Raw genomic sequence first — 16,317 nt, 5'->3', positions numbered from 1 at the left:
AAGGAATGGTCCGGGGTGCCCGCGGCGTCTCGACGCGCCCGCCTTCGCCTCCGTACGGTGACCATAGGGACTTTTGCGCGTACGGAGAGTGACATGCCGGGAATCATAGACGCCGTGCGCGTTGGACGTCGACGCCGTCATGGCTGACGGTTCGGGCAAGGCCCTCGCGGCCGCACTGCGCGGCGCGCTCGTCACCGCGCTCGGCCGGATCGTCGGCGAGCTACAGGAGGCCGCCTCCTTCAACGGGCTCGGCTCCGCCGGTCCTGAGTGGGAGGGCACCGCGCTGGCGGGCAAACTGCTCGCGCCGCTGGGCGACATCCCCGTGAACGACCCGCTGGCCGCCCTGACGCTGCGCGGCCTGCGGGCGCTGACCGGCGGAGCCGACGGCCTCGGCGCGGAGCTGCACGGCTGGAAGTCCGACGGCGTGCCCGGCATCGCCTACGCCGCCCGCACCGGCGGGGGCTTCGCCTTCGCCGTCCACGTCACCGGCACGGGCGCGGACGTCCGCGTCGGGCTCACCGCCTCGGGCGCGCAGCCCGACGCCGTCGCGGCCGACCTGGCCGAGGGCTGGACCATGACGGTGACCGGTCTCGCCGACGGCGTCTTCGACATGAGCATGGGCGCGGACGGCTCCGTCGATCCGGGCTCCACCACCGACGGCGGCTTCCTCCGCGTCGAGTTCACCCGGCCCGACCAGGGCAGACGATACGGCGTCCCCGGAGGGCCGGGGGTCAGGCTCGGCGCGATCGTGTTCGGCGGCGAGGTACGGGCCGAGGCGGGCGCGCTGCGGCGGCACGGCTGGGCGCGCAACACCGGCGGCTCCGTGGAACTGGTGCCCGGCGGCCTGTCCGCCCTGCTCGGCGGCCTCGGCCCGCTGCCGCTGGCGATGGACCTCGGCATGGACCCCGACCAGGGGATCTCGCTCCTGGGCAACCCGGCGCTCACCGTCCGGCTGCCGGTGGCCAGGGCGGCCCCCGGCCTGCGGCTCGACGGCCTGGACATCGCGTTCCGGCTGGACCCGCCGTCCGGCACGAGCGTCACGCTGACAGTCGGCGTCCGCACGGCCGTGACCCTCAGCCTGCCGGGCGCGCCCGTCACCATGCGGTTCGAGGGCCTCGGGCTGGAGCTGCCGTTCGCGTTCGGCGACGTGCCGGTGCCCGGCATCGGCGACCAGATCGCGCCGCTCGCGCCGACCGGCGCGGGAGTCCGGCTCGACCTGCCGGTGGTCAAGGGCAGCGGATTCCTGATCGGCCGCGGCGAGGGGGAGTACGCCGGAGGGATCTCCGCCGCCATCCCGCCCATGTCCGTGACGGCCTTCGGCGTGCTGGGCATGAGCCCGCCGTCCTTCATCGCGATCCTCGGCGCGACGTTCCCGCCGCCGGGCATCCAGATCGGCTTCGGCTTCGCGGTCAGCGGCATCGGCGGCGTGGTCGGGGTGAACCGCCGGGTGGACCGCGACGCGCTGCTGCGCGCGGTGGAGAACGGCACCGCCGCCGCGCTGCTGTTCCCGGCCGACCCGGCCGCCGCCGCCGACGCGGTGGGCCGGGCCCTGCCCGAGATCTTCCCCGCCGCCAGGGGCTGGGTCGTCGCCGGGCCGATGTTCCAGGTGAGCTGGGGCGGGCGGCTGGTCACGGCGTCGGTGGCCGTGCTGGTGGAGATCGGGGCCCGGCAGCGGCTGACCGTCCTGGGCAAGCTGGTGATGGCCATCCCCGACCCGCTGGCCCCGCTGATCCTCATCCAGGTCACCTTCGCCGGGCAGTTCGACCCCGGCGAGCCCAGCGTGCTCATCGTGGCGAGCATGACCGGCTCCCACATCGTGGGCGTGCCGCTCACCGGCGACGTCTGCCTGCTCACCAGGGGCGGCGCGGACCCCGAGTTCGTGCTCAGCGCGGGCGGCTTCCACCCGGCGTTCACCCCGCCGCGCGGCGTGCCGCCGCTGCAGCGGATCGGCACGGACATGTCGCCGCTGCCGTTCCTGGAGCTGCGCTGCGAGGCGTATCTCGCGCTGACCACCAACACGCTGCAGTTCGGCGCGCGGCTGGAACTGGTGGCCCAGGTCGCCAAGTGCGGGATCCGCGGCCACCTCTCGCTCGACCTGCTGCTGCAGTTCGAGCCGCTGCACTTCATCGCCGACGTGAGCGTCGGCGTCGCGCTGACCGTGTTCGGCGAGGACCTGGTCGGCGTGGCGCTGAGCCTGCGGCTGGAGGGGCCCGCGCCGTGGCACGCGCGCGGGCGGGGCGAGGTCGATCTGTTCCTGTTCAGCGTGCCGTTCAGCTTCGACGAGACGTGGGGCGCGCTGCCCCCGGCGCCGCTCGCGGCGCGCGATGTGGGCCAGGAGCTGAAGCGGGCGCTCGAATCGCCGGGAGCGTGGACGGCCCACCGGCGGGCGGACGCGCCCGCCGTCCTGGTGCTCACCGGCGAGGCCGACCAGCGCGTCGCGCGCGGCGACCTGGTCGATCCGTACGGCGCGATCACCGTACGGCAGAGCGTGGTGCCGTTCGGCATCGACATCGACCGGTTCGAGCGCGTCCCGCTTGCCGCACGGCAGCGCTGGGACATCGCGGACCCCCAGCTCGGTGATCGGCCCGCGCGCCACCAGAACGACGTACGCGATCGTTTCGCGCCCGCGCAGTTCCTGGGGATGAGCGACGACCAGCAGCTCGCCCGTCCCTCCTTCGAGTACTACAAGTCGGGCTTCGACCTGTCGGGCGAGGCGGTCGAGTTCCCGCCCATGGTGGAGCACACCATCGGCTTCGAGACCAGCGTGTTCGCCGACGAGATCAGCCCTCCCGAGATCCTCGCCTCCCGGCTGGTCCAGAACATGGACGTGCTGCTGGCCGCCGCCGCGGTGACCCGTCTCGCGGACTCCATGTGGTGGCCGCCGCCGGAGGACACCGTCCGGGTGAGTGAGGAGCCGCCGATGGCGGTCGTGTCCGCCTGGTCGATGAGCGAGGTCTCGACCGAGGCGACGGGGATGACCTCGGCCGAGATGCACGACGCGCTCGCCGGTGCGGGCCCAGGCCTGATGGTGGTCCAGGCGTGGGAGGTGGCCGGCTGATGGCCGATCTGAGTTTCGGCGCCTGGGCGCACAGCTCCATCGGGGCGGCGATCGAGCGGGTGGACGACGGCGGGCCGCTGAGCCCGGCCGAGTTCGACGTGAGCGTGCGACTGACGGGGCCCGGCGCCGGCGGGCGTGTCGGCCGCGCCAAGCCGTTGCGGATGCTCGGACCCGGCGGCGTGCAGGCCATCGACGCTCGGTCGGTGCGGCGCGTCTTCCCCGCCGCGGGGGCCGCCGACGCGTTCGGCAACGACATGGCCGCGGTGGAGCTTTCCCCGCCGGAACTGCCCTGGCTGCTGACCCCGGCCGCCCCGTTCCGGGGCCCGGGCAACGGACGGCTGCGGCCGTGGATCGTCCTGGTCGTCGTGGACGCGGCGAACGCCTTCGACCCCGCCGCCCGGCCGCTGCCCCGCCTGGTGGTCGCCACCCGGGAACTGCCCGACCTCACCGACTCGTGGGCCTGGGCGCACGTGCAGTCGTCCCCCAACGGCGAGGAGATGATCGCCCGGCTGCTGTGCCCCCGGCTGCTGCCGGACGACCGGCGCTACCGCGCCTGCGTCGTGCCCGCCTTCCAGGGCGGTGTGGCGGCGGGGCTCGGCGTCACGGGCGAGCCGACCGAGAGCCTCGCCCACGCCTGGGGGATCGGCACCGGCGAGGAACAGGTCACGCTGCCCGTCTACTACTGGTGGGAGTTCGGCACCGGTCCACCGGGCGACTTCGAGGATTATGTCCGCCGCCTGCGGCCGGTGGAGTCCATGGCCGGGATGGGCGGGCACGACGTCGACATCTCGGAGCCCTGGCCGGGCATGCCCCCGCTGGCGGGCACCGACGGCCCGCTCGTCATCCGGGTGGACGGCGTGCTGCGCCCGCCCACGGAGCAGATGGCGCCGCCCGAGGAGCTTCCCTTCGAGACGCTCAGCGACCTGCGCACCCGGCTGTCCAAGGAGCTCGCCGTACCGGCCGACCGGCTGGAGGGCACGCACGATCCCGGTGACGTCACCGGCGCGGTGGCCCCGCCGATCTACGGCGGAAAGCACGCGGGCTTGGACCGGGTGGAGCCCAGCCCCGAACTGCCGCTGCCCGATCTCGGCTGGACCACCGAGCTGAACCTCGAACCCCCGTTCCGGATCGCCGCCGCGCTCGGCGCGGACTACGTGCGCGCCCATCAGGAGGAGCTGATGGCGCGGGCCTGGGACCAGGTCGGCGCCATCCGCGAGGCCAACCGCAGGCGCGCCATGGCCGAGCTGTCCGCCGAGGTCGCCGCGTCCCTGCACCGGCGGCACGTGGCCACGCTCGCCCCCGGCGAGCTGGTCACCCTGGCGGCGCCGGCGTCGGCGCGCACCCGCACGGCCGAGGAGGGCGGTCCGACGCTCGCCCTGGAGATCACCGCCAGCCCGCTCGCCGACGCCGCCGCCTCGACGGGCTTCGCGCGGCTGATGCGGCCCTCCGGGCACATCGCGCGCCGCACCACGGCCGGCATCGACTCGGTCGTGACCAAGGGGCTGATGGGCCAGGCGACGGTCGCCGTGCCAGATCCGGTGCTGCCACGGCAGACGTCCGACCGGCCGAGCCCCGAGCGCGCGGCCCGGCAGATCGTCATGCTCGACGCGGTCCGCAAGGTCGCCGGCGTCAACGATCTGGGCGCGGCCGGGGCGATGGTGAGCGAGCGGCTCGGCGCGATCGGCGGCCTGGACGCCATCGCCTTCGAGCCGCGCGAGGTGGACACGATCGCCGGTGTCCTGGTCGACCAGATGGAGGTGGTCGGCCAGAGCTTTCAGGCCCTCGCCGAGACGGATTTCAGCTCGGCGGCGGCCGGTGACGGCCGGATGCTCACCGCGACCGGCGTGCAGATCGCCCCGGACGTCCTCACCGGACGGCTGGCCTCCGCCCTGCACCCCGGCGAGGGGATCGTCCGCCGCCTGAACGCGTGTCTCAGCGTGCCCGGCGCCATCGACCAGCCGGGCCTCGCCCCGCTGATGAGTCACCCGGTCTTCGCCGCGCCGATGTCCCTGGCGATGCTGGCGGAGACGCCGGAGTGGCTGCTGCCCGGCCTGGGCGACTTCCCCGCCGAACGGGTCGGCCTGCTGCAGTCCAACAACCGGTTCATCGAGAGCTACCTGGTCGGTCTCAACCACGAGATGATGTCCGAGCTGCTGTGGCGCGAATACCCCACCGACCAGCGCGGCAGCCCGTTCCGCCGGTTCTGGCCGCAGCCCGGCTCCGACTCCGACGTGCCACCGCTCACCGACTGGCACACCAGCCTGGGCATGCACGGCAACTTCATCCAGGACCTGACCGTGCTGCTGGTGCGCGGCGAGATCGTCCGCAGGTTCCCTGACATGGTCGTCACGGCGGTCCGCGCCGTACTGCCGGAGGGCGCGACCCGGCCCACGCCGAGCACGGTGCCGGAGGACGTGTCGCACCCGCTGTTCACCCTGCCGCTCGACCCGGCCACCGCCGCCTACGCGTTCGCGGTGCCGCCAGGCGAGCTGACCGCCCCGGTGAGCGCCGAGGCGCCGGGCTGGTTCATGGTCTTCCAGGAACACGACTACCGGATGCGCTTCGGCTTCGACGTGGCCAACGAGACCTTCGGCAAGTGGGACGACCTGGACTGGCCCAGGGTCGATCCCACCAACCGGGGTTTCGCCGTGGCCGGCACCGACATCACCGCGCCCGGGGAGAACCCGCTGAACCTGGTTTGGGGCTCTGGCGCGGATTCCACTCACATCGCCAGGATCGCGCTGCAGAAGCCGTTCAGCGTCGCCATGCACGCCGCTCTGCTCCTCGGAAGGGGACGGGGATGACCCCGACCGAACTCGCCCGCCTCCGGCTGGCCATCGCCGCGCGGCGGCGCGACGCCGACCGGCAGCGCCGCCGTGAGCACGACCAGGCCGCCCACCTCGCCGCGTTGCAGCGGGAGCTGGCGTTGCTCGGACCGGAGTCCGAACAGCACCCCGGGCTCGGCGACGAGGTGGCCCGCGCCGAGGACGACCTGAACACGATGCGGCTGGAACTGCTCATAGCGGAAGAGGCGTACGCCGCGGCCCCCGGGGCCTACGACGAGGCGGTCGCCGCCGAACCTGCGATCTGGGCCGACGACCGGCCGGTGCCGCTGCTGCTGACCCCGGTGCGCCTGGAGGCCGTCCACTCCCAGGTGGCCGGTTCGGCGCAGCTCCTCCTGCGGGTGTACCCCGACGACGTGCACGTGGACGCGCACGAGGAGGGGCTGACCGCGGTCGAGCGCGAGGCCGGTCAGCGCTACTGGACGGCCGTCGCCGCGCCCGAGGCCGACGACGCTCTCCGCGCCGCCGCCTGGGCGGAGCTGGTGGCCCGGCTCGGCTCCGCGCGGGCCGCCTGGGCGCTCGAAGCGCTCAGGCCGGGGGCGCCGGAGCCCGCCGCCCGATCCGGCACCTGGACGCGGGCGGCCCGCACCATGTTGCTTCCGGACCGCTTCGTCTTCTCCGCCTACAACGAGGGCGAGGACGGGCTCCGGCTCGCCTGGCGCGAGGAGGGCGCCGACATCCCCGACGACCTCAAGCTGGGCTTCGCGCCGCCGCAGGAGGGCGTGACGCGCACCGACGGCCTGCCCTGGGACCCGGACAGCCGATGGCTCGTGGACTTCGGGAGGGCCGTCGAGAACGGGATGGGCCTGGCGGTGCCGCTGCCGGAGAACGACGAACCCTACGATCTGCTGACCGCCGTCGGCGTGATGGCGGGGCTGGACCCCGAGACCGCCGCCGCCCGCTGGCAGGCGGCGCTGCTCGCCCACCGGTTCGGCGACGGCCTGGCGTTCCTGCCCACCCGGACGCCGACCAACAACACCCTGGCCACCCGCAGCGGCTGGCGGTCGCATCCCGAGCCGCGCCCGCCGGAGGAGATCGACCGGCAGCGTGAGCAGTACGACCCGGCGGGCCCGCAGGCGGCGGCGCGCGCCGCCCGCGCCTTCGGCGTTGACGGCGCGGAGGTCCTGGCCGCCGTGCAGGACGCGCTCGGCGACGACGACGGGCCGGACCTGACCCGGCTGCACCACGCGTTCGGGCTGTACTTCGCGCTGTCGCTGCTGCTGCGGCCCTATCCGCCGTCGACCGAAGCCCGTGACGACATGGTCGTGCCGCCCGACGTCACCGACCTGGTCGCGCACTTCACCGACCACGTCCGCAGCCGGGGGACGCTGCCGACGCTGCGGGTGGGCCGCCAGCCGTACGGCGTGCTGCCCGCCTCGTCGTTCGACCTGTGGCGCGGCGACGTGACCGACCCCCGGCTCACCGGGCACCTGCTGTCGGTCACCAGCACCCTGGAGGACTCGTTCCCGAGCGCGGTCCAGGTCGGCGCGGGCGAGGACCAGGACGCCGTGATCCTCGACCTGCTCAGCCGCACCCCCGCCGCCGAGCGCATGGTGGACACCATGACCAGGCCCGTGGAACTGGGGCAGGCGCAGGTGGACGAGCCGCCGCCCTCCGTGGTGGGCTCGGTGCCCCCCGGGTCGCGCGCCGAGCAGTTTCACCTGCCCGACGAAAGCGGCAAACCGCCACGGCCGGTCCTCGGGGATCCCTCCGAAAACGTCAAGGCCGTGCTCGCCGCCCGCCCGCTGGCCGAGCTGCTGCGCCTGGCCGACGAACGGCAGGCCGCGCTGGACGCCTCGGCCGACGCCGACCAGACCGCCCTCGACGCCCGCAGGACCGAACTCCAGGACGCCCTGGCGCCGTTCATCGAGTCGCCCGACCCCGACACGTTCCACAGCATCTCCTGGCGCGTCTTCGAGAACCTCGTGCTGCTGATCCAGCAGAACCGGCGGATGCGCGACGATCAGGCGGCGACCCCGGAAGAGCAGGCGTTCCTGCCGGTGGCGCTGGAGAGGACCCGAGAGCTGGCCGCCGCCCTGGTCGAGCTGGAACCGCGCGCCGAGACCGATCTGCCGGGGCTCGACCGGCTCATGTTCGAGGTCTTCGACACCGTCGGCCACCGGGTGGACGCCTGGATCACCTCCTACGCCGACTCCCGGCTGCGGCGCATCAGGGAGAGCGAGCCCACCGGCCTGCGCCTGGGGGTCTACGGCTGGCTGACCGACGTGCGGGACCCGGGGACCGGCCCGGAGAGCGACGGCTACATCCTGGCGCCGTCCCTTCAGCACGCCGCGACCGCCGCCGTGCTCCGGGCGGGATTTCGCGCCCACTCGGACAAGGCGGCCTTCGCCGTCGATCTACAGTCGTGGCGGGTCCGGGCCGCGCGGGAGATGATCGACGGCATCCGCACCGGCCAGCCGCTGTGGGCGCTGCTCGGCTACCGCTTCGAACGCGGCCTGCACGAGGCGCAGTTGGACCAGCTCATCGACGACTTCCGGCTGGCGTATCCGCCCTCGCTGGCCGTCGTCCCCGGTACCGGCACCCCGGGCGCGGCGACGAGCGTCGAGGCCCGCAACGTGGTGGACGGCCAGCGCCTGCGCATGGCCCAGCCCGCCGAAGGCCAGGAGGGGCTGCTCGACCAGCTCCCGCCGGAGCAGCGCCAGGTCGTGGACCGGCTGATCGCCGAGCTGGACGAGATGGTGGACGCCGGCGGTGACCTGCTGGTGGGCGAGAGCGTCTTTCATCTGGTGGGCGGCAACCCGCTGCGCGCCGGTTTGTCGGCCGACGCCATCGGGCGCGGCGACCGGCTCCCCGGGGAGTTCGACCTCGTCCGTACCCCGCGCGGGGCCACCACCGTCGCCCACCACGTCGGCGTGCTATGCCCGTCCGGGGGCGGCGTCACCGGGTGGAACGACGACCGCGCGCTCGCCGTCCTGGAACCTGCGGTGGAGGGCTGGTGCCGCGCCCGGCTCGGCCCCGCCGGCGACTGGCGTTTCGGCGGGGGCGGCCGCATGGGCGAGGGGGTCGGGCTGGACGCGCTCGGCTGGTGCGCGCTCGACGTCGTCGGCGCGGCGCGCGCCGCGCCCGGCGGATCCCCGCTCATGGACGCCCTGCGGCAGGCAGGGGTGGAACTCGACGAGCCGAGCGTCGAGCGCGCCCGTGAGCTGGGCCTGCTGTGCGAACGGCTGCGCGCCCTGCTGGCCTCCGCGACGCCCCTGCTCACCGGGCACTTCGACCTGACGGCCGAGCCCTACGCGCTGGCCGACCTCGACGGGCTCGGCGCCAGGGCCGGGACCTGGCTCGCCGCCGTCGCGGCGGCTCGCCAGACGCTGGCCACCGCCCTGGCCCCCGAGCGGCCCGACCCCGCCGCGGTCGGCTCCGCGCTCGCGCCCCTGGCCGCGCTCGGCGTCGCCGCCGCCCTGCCCGACCCGGGCGCCGATCCCGTCGGCCAGGGCGGGAAGGTGCTGGCGATGATCGATCCGGACACCGTGCAGCCGCCGCCCCCGCCGCCGTCCCGCCCCGCGGACGCCGACGCCTGGGTGCGGGACACCACGTCGCGGGTGCGCGTCCTTGCGGGCGACCACATGCAGGTCGTGCCCGTGCTGAACACGGCGCCGCCCGGACCCGACCGGGTTCCGGCGGGAGCCGGTCCCGACGAGATCGGCGACTGGCTGCGCGGGATCGCGCGGATCCGGCCGACGGTCGCCACGCTTGAGGAGACGCTGGTGGCTGGGATCGTGCTGGCGGAGCGGCCCGAGGGCGACGTCACGGCCACCCAGACGCCGTTCGCGCCGGGCGCGAGGTGGGTGGCCACGGCGCCCGCGGTCCAGGGGGACCGACCGCCCGTCCGCGCCACTCTGGTGCTGCACCACGACGGCCCGCCGGAGGGCGAGGAGTGCGCCGGGCTGGTCATGGACACCTGGAACCAGGCGGTGCCCCGCCCGAGCGGGGCGAACGGGCCGGAGGAGATCGCCGCGCTGGCGTTCCACCACGACCGTCCGGGGGCCCGCGCGCCGCAGGCGCTGCTGCTGGCCGTGCCGCCCGACCTGGACCGGCCGTGGCGGATGGAGGACGTGCACGGCGTCGTCGAGGACACCCTGCGGCTCGCGGTCATGCGGACCCTCGACCTGATCGACGTGCCCGCGCTGCGCGGGCTGCTGCCCGTCCCCGGAGCGGAGTGAGGCGATGGAGCGATACGAGACGATCCCGCGCGCGGGCGGCGTGGAGGAGGGGCTGGCGGCCCGGGTCCACGACCCGTTGTGGCTGCTGGCCCGCCAGTGGCAGTTCGGCGAGTTCACCGCGGAGGACGCCGCCTCCGCCGCATGGGTGGACCTGACGGCGGAGATCCACCTGCTCGACCGCTGGCGGCCGATCGGGGAGGATGCCGACCGGCCGTACGACCGGATGACGGAACCGCTCGAACGGCTCATCGAGCAGGAGGTCGAGTCGCGGCCCGACCCCGGGCTGCGCGTCGCGGGCGGCCTGCGGCTGCGCCGCGCGCTGCTGGACGCGGGCCACGGCGACCTGTTCGCCCTGTTCGTAAACGCCTGCCCGTTCCCGGTGGACGGCAAGCCGCCCCCGCCCGCCGAAGGCGGCATACCCGCCAGGATCCGGTCGCGGCTGCCCGACGGCGCCGCGCTGGCCGGTCCGCTGGCCCGCCTCGCGGACCCGGCGCAGCGGGCGGACGAGGCGGCGAACCTCGGCCTGTCGTCCGCCGGGGCCGACACGATCGCCCCGTTCGCCGCCGACTGGCTCGCCTGGTGGAACGCCCGCGCGCCCAAGGCGTCCGACGACGCCATGCCCGTGCGCCCCGAGACGTGGGACGTGCACCGGCTGGAGTACGCCTTCGAGCTGGGCGCGGCCTCGTTGCCCGACGTCAGGCTGCGCGCGACCGGTCACCCCGGCGGGCGGCTGGAGTGGTGGGCGGCCGACGCCGTACCGGGCGCGGCCACGCCGCCCGAGGGAGCGCCGCTGACCCTGACCGACGTCCGCGCCGTTCCCACCCCGGCGCGCTTCGGCGGCATGCCCGTGCCCAGGTTCTGGGAGTGTGAGGACGCCGGGTTCGACCCGGGCGGCATCGACGCCGCCCCCAGCGACCTGGGGCGGCTGCTGCTCACCGCGTTCGTCACCTACTCCGGCGAGGACTGGCTGATGCTGCCGGTGCGGCTGCCCGTCGGCAGCCTCACCCGCGTGACGGGCTTCCGGGTGACCGACGTCTTCGGCGGCAAGCGCGTGCTGGACCCGGCGGGCGCCGCCGACGACGGCTGGAGCCTGTTCACGCTCACCGACGCCGCCGGGCCGTCCGAGCCCGGCCGCGAGCGGCCCACGTCACCGTGGTTCTTCCTGCCCCCCGCGCTGCCGGACGCCCTGGACGGCCCGCCGCTGGAGTCGGTGCTGTACCTGCGCGACGAGATGGTCAACCTGGCCTGGGCGGTGGAGCCGACGGTCCCCGACGACGCGGGCGGCGTCATCGATCGGTTCGCCACGGACCCGCCGCCGCCGGAGTCCGCCCCGCTGCCGCCTGGAAGCCCGCCGCGCTACCGGGTCGAGACGTCGGTGCCGCTCAACTGGTATCCGCTGGCCCCGGAGAAGCTCGCGGACCAGGAGTCGATCCTGCTGCGCCTGGTACCGCTGGTCCGGGGCGACGACCCGGAGGGGAAGCCTCGGGAGCCGCTCGGTGAGCTGCTGACGGAGGGCGACGGGGGCGGCGTGTGGCTGTACGAGGAGGAGGTGCCGAGGGCGGGCACCGCCGTCAGCCGCGCGGCCCGGCAGGCGCGCTGGCACGACGGATCCACACATTTCTGGACGACCCGTGTCAAGGGAACAGGCGGTGGTGAAGGCTCCAGCGGCCTGCGTTTCGACATCCTGGAACCCTAACCGGCGATTCGCGCCCCGGATGCTCATCTTTTCGGCACCATCGGGAAACTCCTCCATCAACTTGTCGTCATGCACGCCCGTCAGAAAGGTAGTACCGGTCGCTTCCGCCCATGAGGAGACCCGTGTTCCGACCTGTCCCCCTGGTCATCATCACCCTCCTGACGGCCTTGACGGCTCCCGTGACGCTCGCCCGCCCCGTGGCCGCCGCCCCCTCCCCGGCGATCGTCAACGTGGCCCACCGCGGGGCCTCCGCCGACGCGCCCGAGAACACCCTCGCGGCTTTCGTGCTGGCCCGCGTCCAGCGCGCCGACGTGTTCGAACTCGACGTCCAGCAGACCAGCGACCACCGGCTGGTCCTGATGCACGACCGCACGCTCGCGCGCACCACCGACGCCGAGCGCGTCTTCCCCGGCCGCGCCCCCTGGGCGGTCGGCGACTTCACCCTCGCGGAGATCCGCAGGCTCGACGCCGGGTCCTGGTTCGGATCGCGATACGAGGGGGAGCGGGTGCCCACGCTGGGCGAGACGCTCGCCGCGATGCGCGGCAGCGGCCTCGGCCTGCTCCTGGAGATCAAGGACCCGGCGCGCCATCCGGGCATCGAGACCCGCGTCGCCGGCGAGCTGCGGCGGCACCGGGCCTGGCTGTCCGCGGGCCGGGTGATCGTGCAGTCCTTCGACTGGGGCTCCATGCGCAGGTTCCACCAGATCATGCCGGACATCCCGATCGGCCTGCTCGGCACGCCCGAGCCCGGGCGGCTCGCCGCGCTGTCCAGGTACGCCGGGCTGATCAACGTCCCCTACACCGACGTGACCCGCGACTACGTCCGGCGGATCCACCGCTACCGGATGCGGGTGATCTGCTGGACGGTGGACGGCCAGGCGGCGATGCGCCGCCTGGCCGCCTACGGGGTCGACGGCATCGTCACCAACCGGCCGGCCGTGCTGCGGCGGGCGCTCGACCGGTGACGACGCGCGGCGGTCAGCTCACGGCCGCCGCCGCCGTCATCGCGGTCGTGATCCGGCGCAGGTCGTCGTCGTCCACGACGTACGGCGGCATCGTGTAGATCAGGTCGCGGAACGGCCGGATCCACACGCCGTGCCGGGCCGCGGCCCGGGTGGCGGCGGGCAGGTCCACCTCGTGGTCGAGCTGGATCACCCCGATCGCCCCCAGCACCCGCACGTCAAGAACCCCGGCGACGCCACGGGCCTGGTCCAGCCCCTCGCGCAGGCCCTTGGCGATCGCCTCGATCCCGGTCCGCCAGTCCTGGCCGAGCAGCACGTCCAGGGACGCGTTGGCCACGGCGGCCGACAGCGGGTTGCCCATGAAGGTCGGGCCGTGCGCGAGCACCGGGAAGTCGCCGCGCCCGATGCCCTCGGCGACCTCGGTCGTGCACAGCGCCGCCGCCATGGTGAGGTAGCCCCCGGTCAGGGCCTTGCCGACGCACATCACGTCGGGGGCCACCCCCGCGTGGCCGGCGGCGAACAGCTCGCCGGTGCGCCCGAAGCCGGTGGCGATCTCGTCGAACACCAGCAGCACCTGGTGCTCGTCGCAGAGCGCGCGCAGCTCACGAAGGTAGCCGGGGGAGTGGAAGCGCATCCCCCCGGCGTTCTGCACGACCGGTTCGACGATCACGGCGGCGAGTTCGTGCGCGTGCCGTCCGATCAGGTCGGCCAGGTGCGCCACGTAGCCGGGGTCGGGCTCGACCTCGTAACCGGACGGCGGCGCGTCGGCGAACACCTGCCGGGGCAGCACGCCGTCCCACATGGTGTGCATGCCGCCGTCCGGGTCGCACACCGACATCGGGTGGAAGGTGTCACCGTGGTAGCCGCCGCGCCAGGTCAGCAGCCGATGCTTGCCAGGACGGCCGAGCGAGCGCCAGTACTGCAGGCACATCTTGATCGCCACCTCCACCGACACCGACCCGGAGTCGGTGAGGAAGACGTGCCGCAGCGGCTCCGGCGTGATCTCCACCAGCCGGGCGGCGAGCCGGACGGCGGGCTCGTGCGTGAGCCCGCCGAACATCACGTGGCTCATCCGCCCGGCCTGGTCCCGCAGTGCGTCGTCGAGCACCGGATGACGGTAGCCGTGGATCGCGGACCACCACGACGACATGGCGTCCACCAGCTCGGTGTGCCCTTCGACCGGCTCGGCGGGACGCAGCCGCGTCCCCCGGGCCGACTCGATGAGCAGCGGCGGCTGACCGCCCGGCATCGCGGCATAGGGGTGCCAGACGTGCGCGCGGTCGAGGTCGAGCAGGTCGCACGGGCGCAGCGCGCGGTCAGGCATTGGGCGGCAGGTCGGTGCCCGCTCCGCGCCGGCGCACCACGACCAGGTCGGTACGCGCCCCTGTGACCCCTGTGCCCGCTGTGTCCTCGGCCTCCTCCTCGACGGCGTCCGCCGCCGGGGCGCCGCCCCGGTGCTCCGGCAGCGTGGTCGTCCCCGAGTCCTCCACCTCGAACCCGGCGTCGGCGATCATCTCCAGGTCGGCCTTGCCCGCCTGGCCCTCGCTGGTCAGGTAGTCGCCCAGGAAGATCGAGTTGACCAGGTGCAGCGCGAGCGGCTGGAGTGTGCGCAGGTGGATCTCCCGCCCGCCGGACAGCCGCACCTCCACGTCCGGGCAGACGAACCGCACCATGGCCAGGATGCGCAGGCAGCGCTGCGGGGTGAGGTGCCACTCCTGGCCGAGCGGCGTGCCCTCGAACGGGATCAGGAAGTTGACCGGCACCGAGTCGACGTCCAGCTCGCGCAGTGCGAACACCACGTCCACCAGGTCGGCGTCGCTCTCGCCCATCCCGGCGATCAGCCCGGAGCAGGCGGAAAGGCCCGCCGCCTTGGCGTCGCGCACGGTCTCGACCCGGTCGTCGTAGCCGTGGGTGGTGCAGATCTCGTCGTAGGTCGCCTCGGCGGTGTTCAGGTTGTGGTTGTAGGCGTGCGCCCCGGCGTCGCGCAGCCGTTCGGCCTGCCCGCCGGACAGGAACCCGAGGCAGGCGCAGATCTCCACGTCGCCCGCGCGCTCCTTGATCGCGGCGATGGTGTTCGCGACGCGCTCCACGTCGCGGTCCGTCGGGCCGCGACCGCTCGCGACCAGGCAGACCCGCTTGGCCCCGCCGGCGACCCCGGCCGCGGCGGCGTCGGCGGCCTGCTCCGGCTTGAGCCAGGTGTAGGTGAGCACCCCGGCCTTGGAACCCAGTCGCTGCGAGCAGTAGCCGCAGTCCTCGGGGCACAGCCCCGACTTCAGGTTGACCAGGTAGTTGAGCTTGACTCGGCGTCCGAACCAGCGCCTGCGCACCTTCCCCGCGGCGGCCACGACGTCGAGGAGTTCCTCGTCGGTGGTCGCCAGCACGGCGAGCGCTTCCTCCCGCGTCGGTGATTCGGCGCGGAGTCCCTTGTCCACGAGCGTGTTCAACAGGTCCATGTGGTGATCCTCAACCGTATCGCCGCCTGAGGCCAATGCCCGATCCGCACAAGCCGTACTGATCAATCTTTGTGCGCTTCGGCCGGGACGCCGGTGCGGCCCCGGTCCGGCCCAATCTGGTGCGTCCCGGTCGGGTGTCGCTTCAATCCGGCTCTATTTCCGGACGGGGCCCGGATCCGGGCGCCGCGCGGCGCCCGGACGCCAGGATATGGCCGATCACCGCCGTGTAGTCGTGGTCGCCCAGCCCGGCGGCCTCGGCGTCGGCCAGCCAGGACCGGGCCGCCTCGGCGAGCCGTCCGGCCGCGCCCGCCTCGTGCGTGATGAGGCCCGCGTCCTTGACGGCGTTCCGTAGAGCGAACAGCTTGGGCGGATCGTCGGCCTCGACGGCCGGACGGCGGCGCTCGGCCTGCGGCCCCAGCGGGGTCAGGCCGAGGACCCGCCAGGCGATGTCGCGGGGCAGCCCGAGACGGTCGGCCAGCGCCAGCGTCTCGCCGAGCGCGGTGAGCGTGATGAGCAGGGCCTCGTTGGCGACCAGCTTGGCCGCCGCGCCCGAGCCGAGCGGGCCCGCCTCGACCGGGGTGCCGAGCACGCCGAGCAGCGGCAGGGCGGCGGCCACCGGGCCGGGATCGCCGCCGACGAAGACCGACAGCGTGCCGCTCTCGGCCTCGTTCAGGCTGCCCAGCACCGGCGCGTCGATCAGCGCGACCTCTGGCGGCAGCACGGCGCGCAGGTCGGCCACGGCGGGCGGACCCACGGTGGACATGTCGATGACGGTCGCGCCGGGGGACACGGCGGCGGCGATGCCGTCGGGACCCTCGGTCACCTCGCGCAGCGCGGCAGGCCCGGTGACCATCACCACGACGGTGGCGACGCCGCGCGCCGCCTCGGCCGGGGTGGCCGCGACCCGCGCGCCCCGGGCGGCGAGCGGGTCGGCCCGAGCCGCCGTGCGGTTCCACACGATCAGTTCGTGGCCCGCGGCCAGCAGCCGGGCGGCCATCCGCCCGCCCATCGCGCCCAGGCCGATCCACGCGACCTCGCTCATCGTGCCCCCCAAAGATCACGATCGTCAGCAGACCGAGCCTAACGCGCGCGGGCCGTCCGCCCGCGGACCTCGCCCCGCGTCG

General features: G+C 74.4%; 8 protein-coding genes. 5 read left to right on the top strand and 3 right to left on the bottom strand.

Going from position 1 to position 16,317, the window contains the following annotated elements; genetic code table 11:
• Positions 1 to 139 precede the first annotated feature (139 nt).
• From P3X83_RS11580 to P3X83_RS11560, 5 genes are all read left to right on the top strand, one after another.
• Positions 140 to 3,058 (top strand): DUF6603 domain-containing protein, encoded by a 2,919-nt coding sequence (locus P3X83_RS11580; protein WP_277304968.1) that lies wholly within the window; start codon positions 140 to 142, stop codon positions 3,056 to 3,058.
• On the top strand, positions 3,058 to 5,862 hold the full coding sequence (locus tag P3X83_RS11575; RefSeq protein ID WP_277304967.1) for a hypothetical protein: 2,805 nt from the start codon (positions 3,058 to 3,060) through the stop codon (positions 5,860 to 5,862). Before P3X83_RS11580 ends, P3X83_RS11575 begins: the two co-directional genes overlap by 1 nt.
• Positions 5,859 to 10,082: a hypothetical protein gene (locus P3X83_RS11570; protein ID WP_277304966.1), complete on the top strand. Its 4,224-nt coding sequence runs from the start codon at positions 5,859 to 5,861 to the stop codon at positions 10,080 to 10,082. The genes P3X83_RS11575 and P3X83_RS11570 overlap by 4 nt, the downstream gene beginning before the upstream one ends.
• A gap of 4 nt (positions 10,083 to 10,086) precedes the next feature.
• Positions 10,087 to 11,778 (top strand): hypothetical protein, encoded by a 1,692-nt coding sequence (locus P3X83_RS11565; protein WP_277304965.1) that lies wholly within the window; start codon positions 10,087 to 10,089, stop codon positions 11,776 to 11,778.
• 122 nt (positions 11,779 to 11,900) lie between these two features.
• On the top strand, positions 11,901 to 12,743 hold the full coding sequence (locus P3X83_RS11560) for a glycerophosphodiester phosphodiesterase family protein (RefSeq protein ID WP_277304964.1): 843 nt from the start codon (positions 11,901 to 11,903) through the stop codon (positions 12,741 to 12,743).
• Positions 12,744 to 12,756: 13 nt separating this feature from the next.
• On the opposite strand, the gene P3X83_RS11555 is transcribed toward P3X83_RS11560, so the two are convergent.
• From P3X83_RS11555 to P3X83_RS11545, 3 genes are all read right to left on the bottom strand, one after another.
• A complete protein-coding gene (locus P3X83_RS11555) occupies positions 12,757 to 14,064 on the bottom strand; it encodes an adenosylmethionine--8-amino-7-oxononanoate transaminase (protein ID WP_277304963.1) in 1,308 nt (435 codons plus the stop codon).
• A complete protein-coding gene (bioB, locus tag P3X83_RS11550; RefSeq protein WP_277304962.1) occupies positions 14,057 to 15,193 on the bottom strand; it encodes a biotin synthase BioB in 1,137 nt (378 codons plus the stop codon). Before bioB ends, P3X83_RS11555 begins: the two co-directional genes overlap by 8 nt.
• A 142-nt stretch (positions 15,194 to 15,335) precedes the next feature.
• Positions 15,336 to 16,235: an NAD(P)-dependent oxidoreductase gene (locus tag P3X83_RS11545; RefSeq protein ID WP_277304961.1), complete on the bottom strand. Its 900-nt coding sequence runs from the start codon at positions 16,233 to 16,235 to the stop codon at positions 15,336 to 15,338.
• Positions 16,236 to 16,317 lie beyond the last annotated feature (82 nt).

Origin of the sequence: Spongiactinospora sp. TRM90649 (assembly GCF_029382225.1) — a bacterium.
Classification (GTDB): domain Bacteria; phylum Actinomycetota; class Actinomycetes; order Streptosporangiales; family Streptosporangiaceae; genus Spongiactinospora.
The sequence above is the reverse complement of the archived record's forward strand: the minus strand, read 5'-3'. Positions and strand labels throughout refer to the sequence as shown.

Coding starts and splice junctions, on each gene's coding strand:
- bioB (WP_277304962.1), bottom strand. CDS start 15,193: ATGGACCTGTTGAACACGCTCGTGGACAAGGGACTCCGCGCCGAATCA.
- P3X83_RS11545 (WP_277304961.1), bottom strand. CDS start 16,235: ATGAGCGAGGTCGCGTGGATCGGCCTGGGCGCGATGGGCGGGCGGATG.
- P3X83_RS11565 (WP_277304965.1), top strand. CDS start 10,087: ATGGAGCGATACGAGACGATCCCGCGCGCGGGCGGCGTGGAGGAGGGG.
- P3X83_RS11570 (WP_277304966.1), top strand. CDS start 5,859: ATGACCCCGACCGAACTCGCCCGCCTCCGGCTGGCCATCGCCGCGCGG.
- P3X83_RS11580 (WP_277304968.1), top strand. CDS start 140: ATGGCTGACGGTTCGGGCAAGGCCCTCGCGGCCGCACTGCGCGGCGCG.
- P3X83_RS11555 (WP_277304963.1), bottom strand. CDS start 14,064: ATGCCTGACCGCGCGCTGCGCCCGTGCGACCTGCTCGACCTCGACCGC.
- P3X83_RS11575 (WP_277304967.1), top strand. CDS start 3,058: ATGGCCGATCTGAGTTTCGGCGCCTGGGCGCACAGCTCCATCGGGGCG.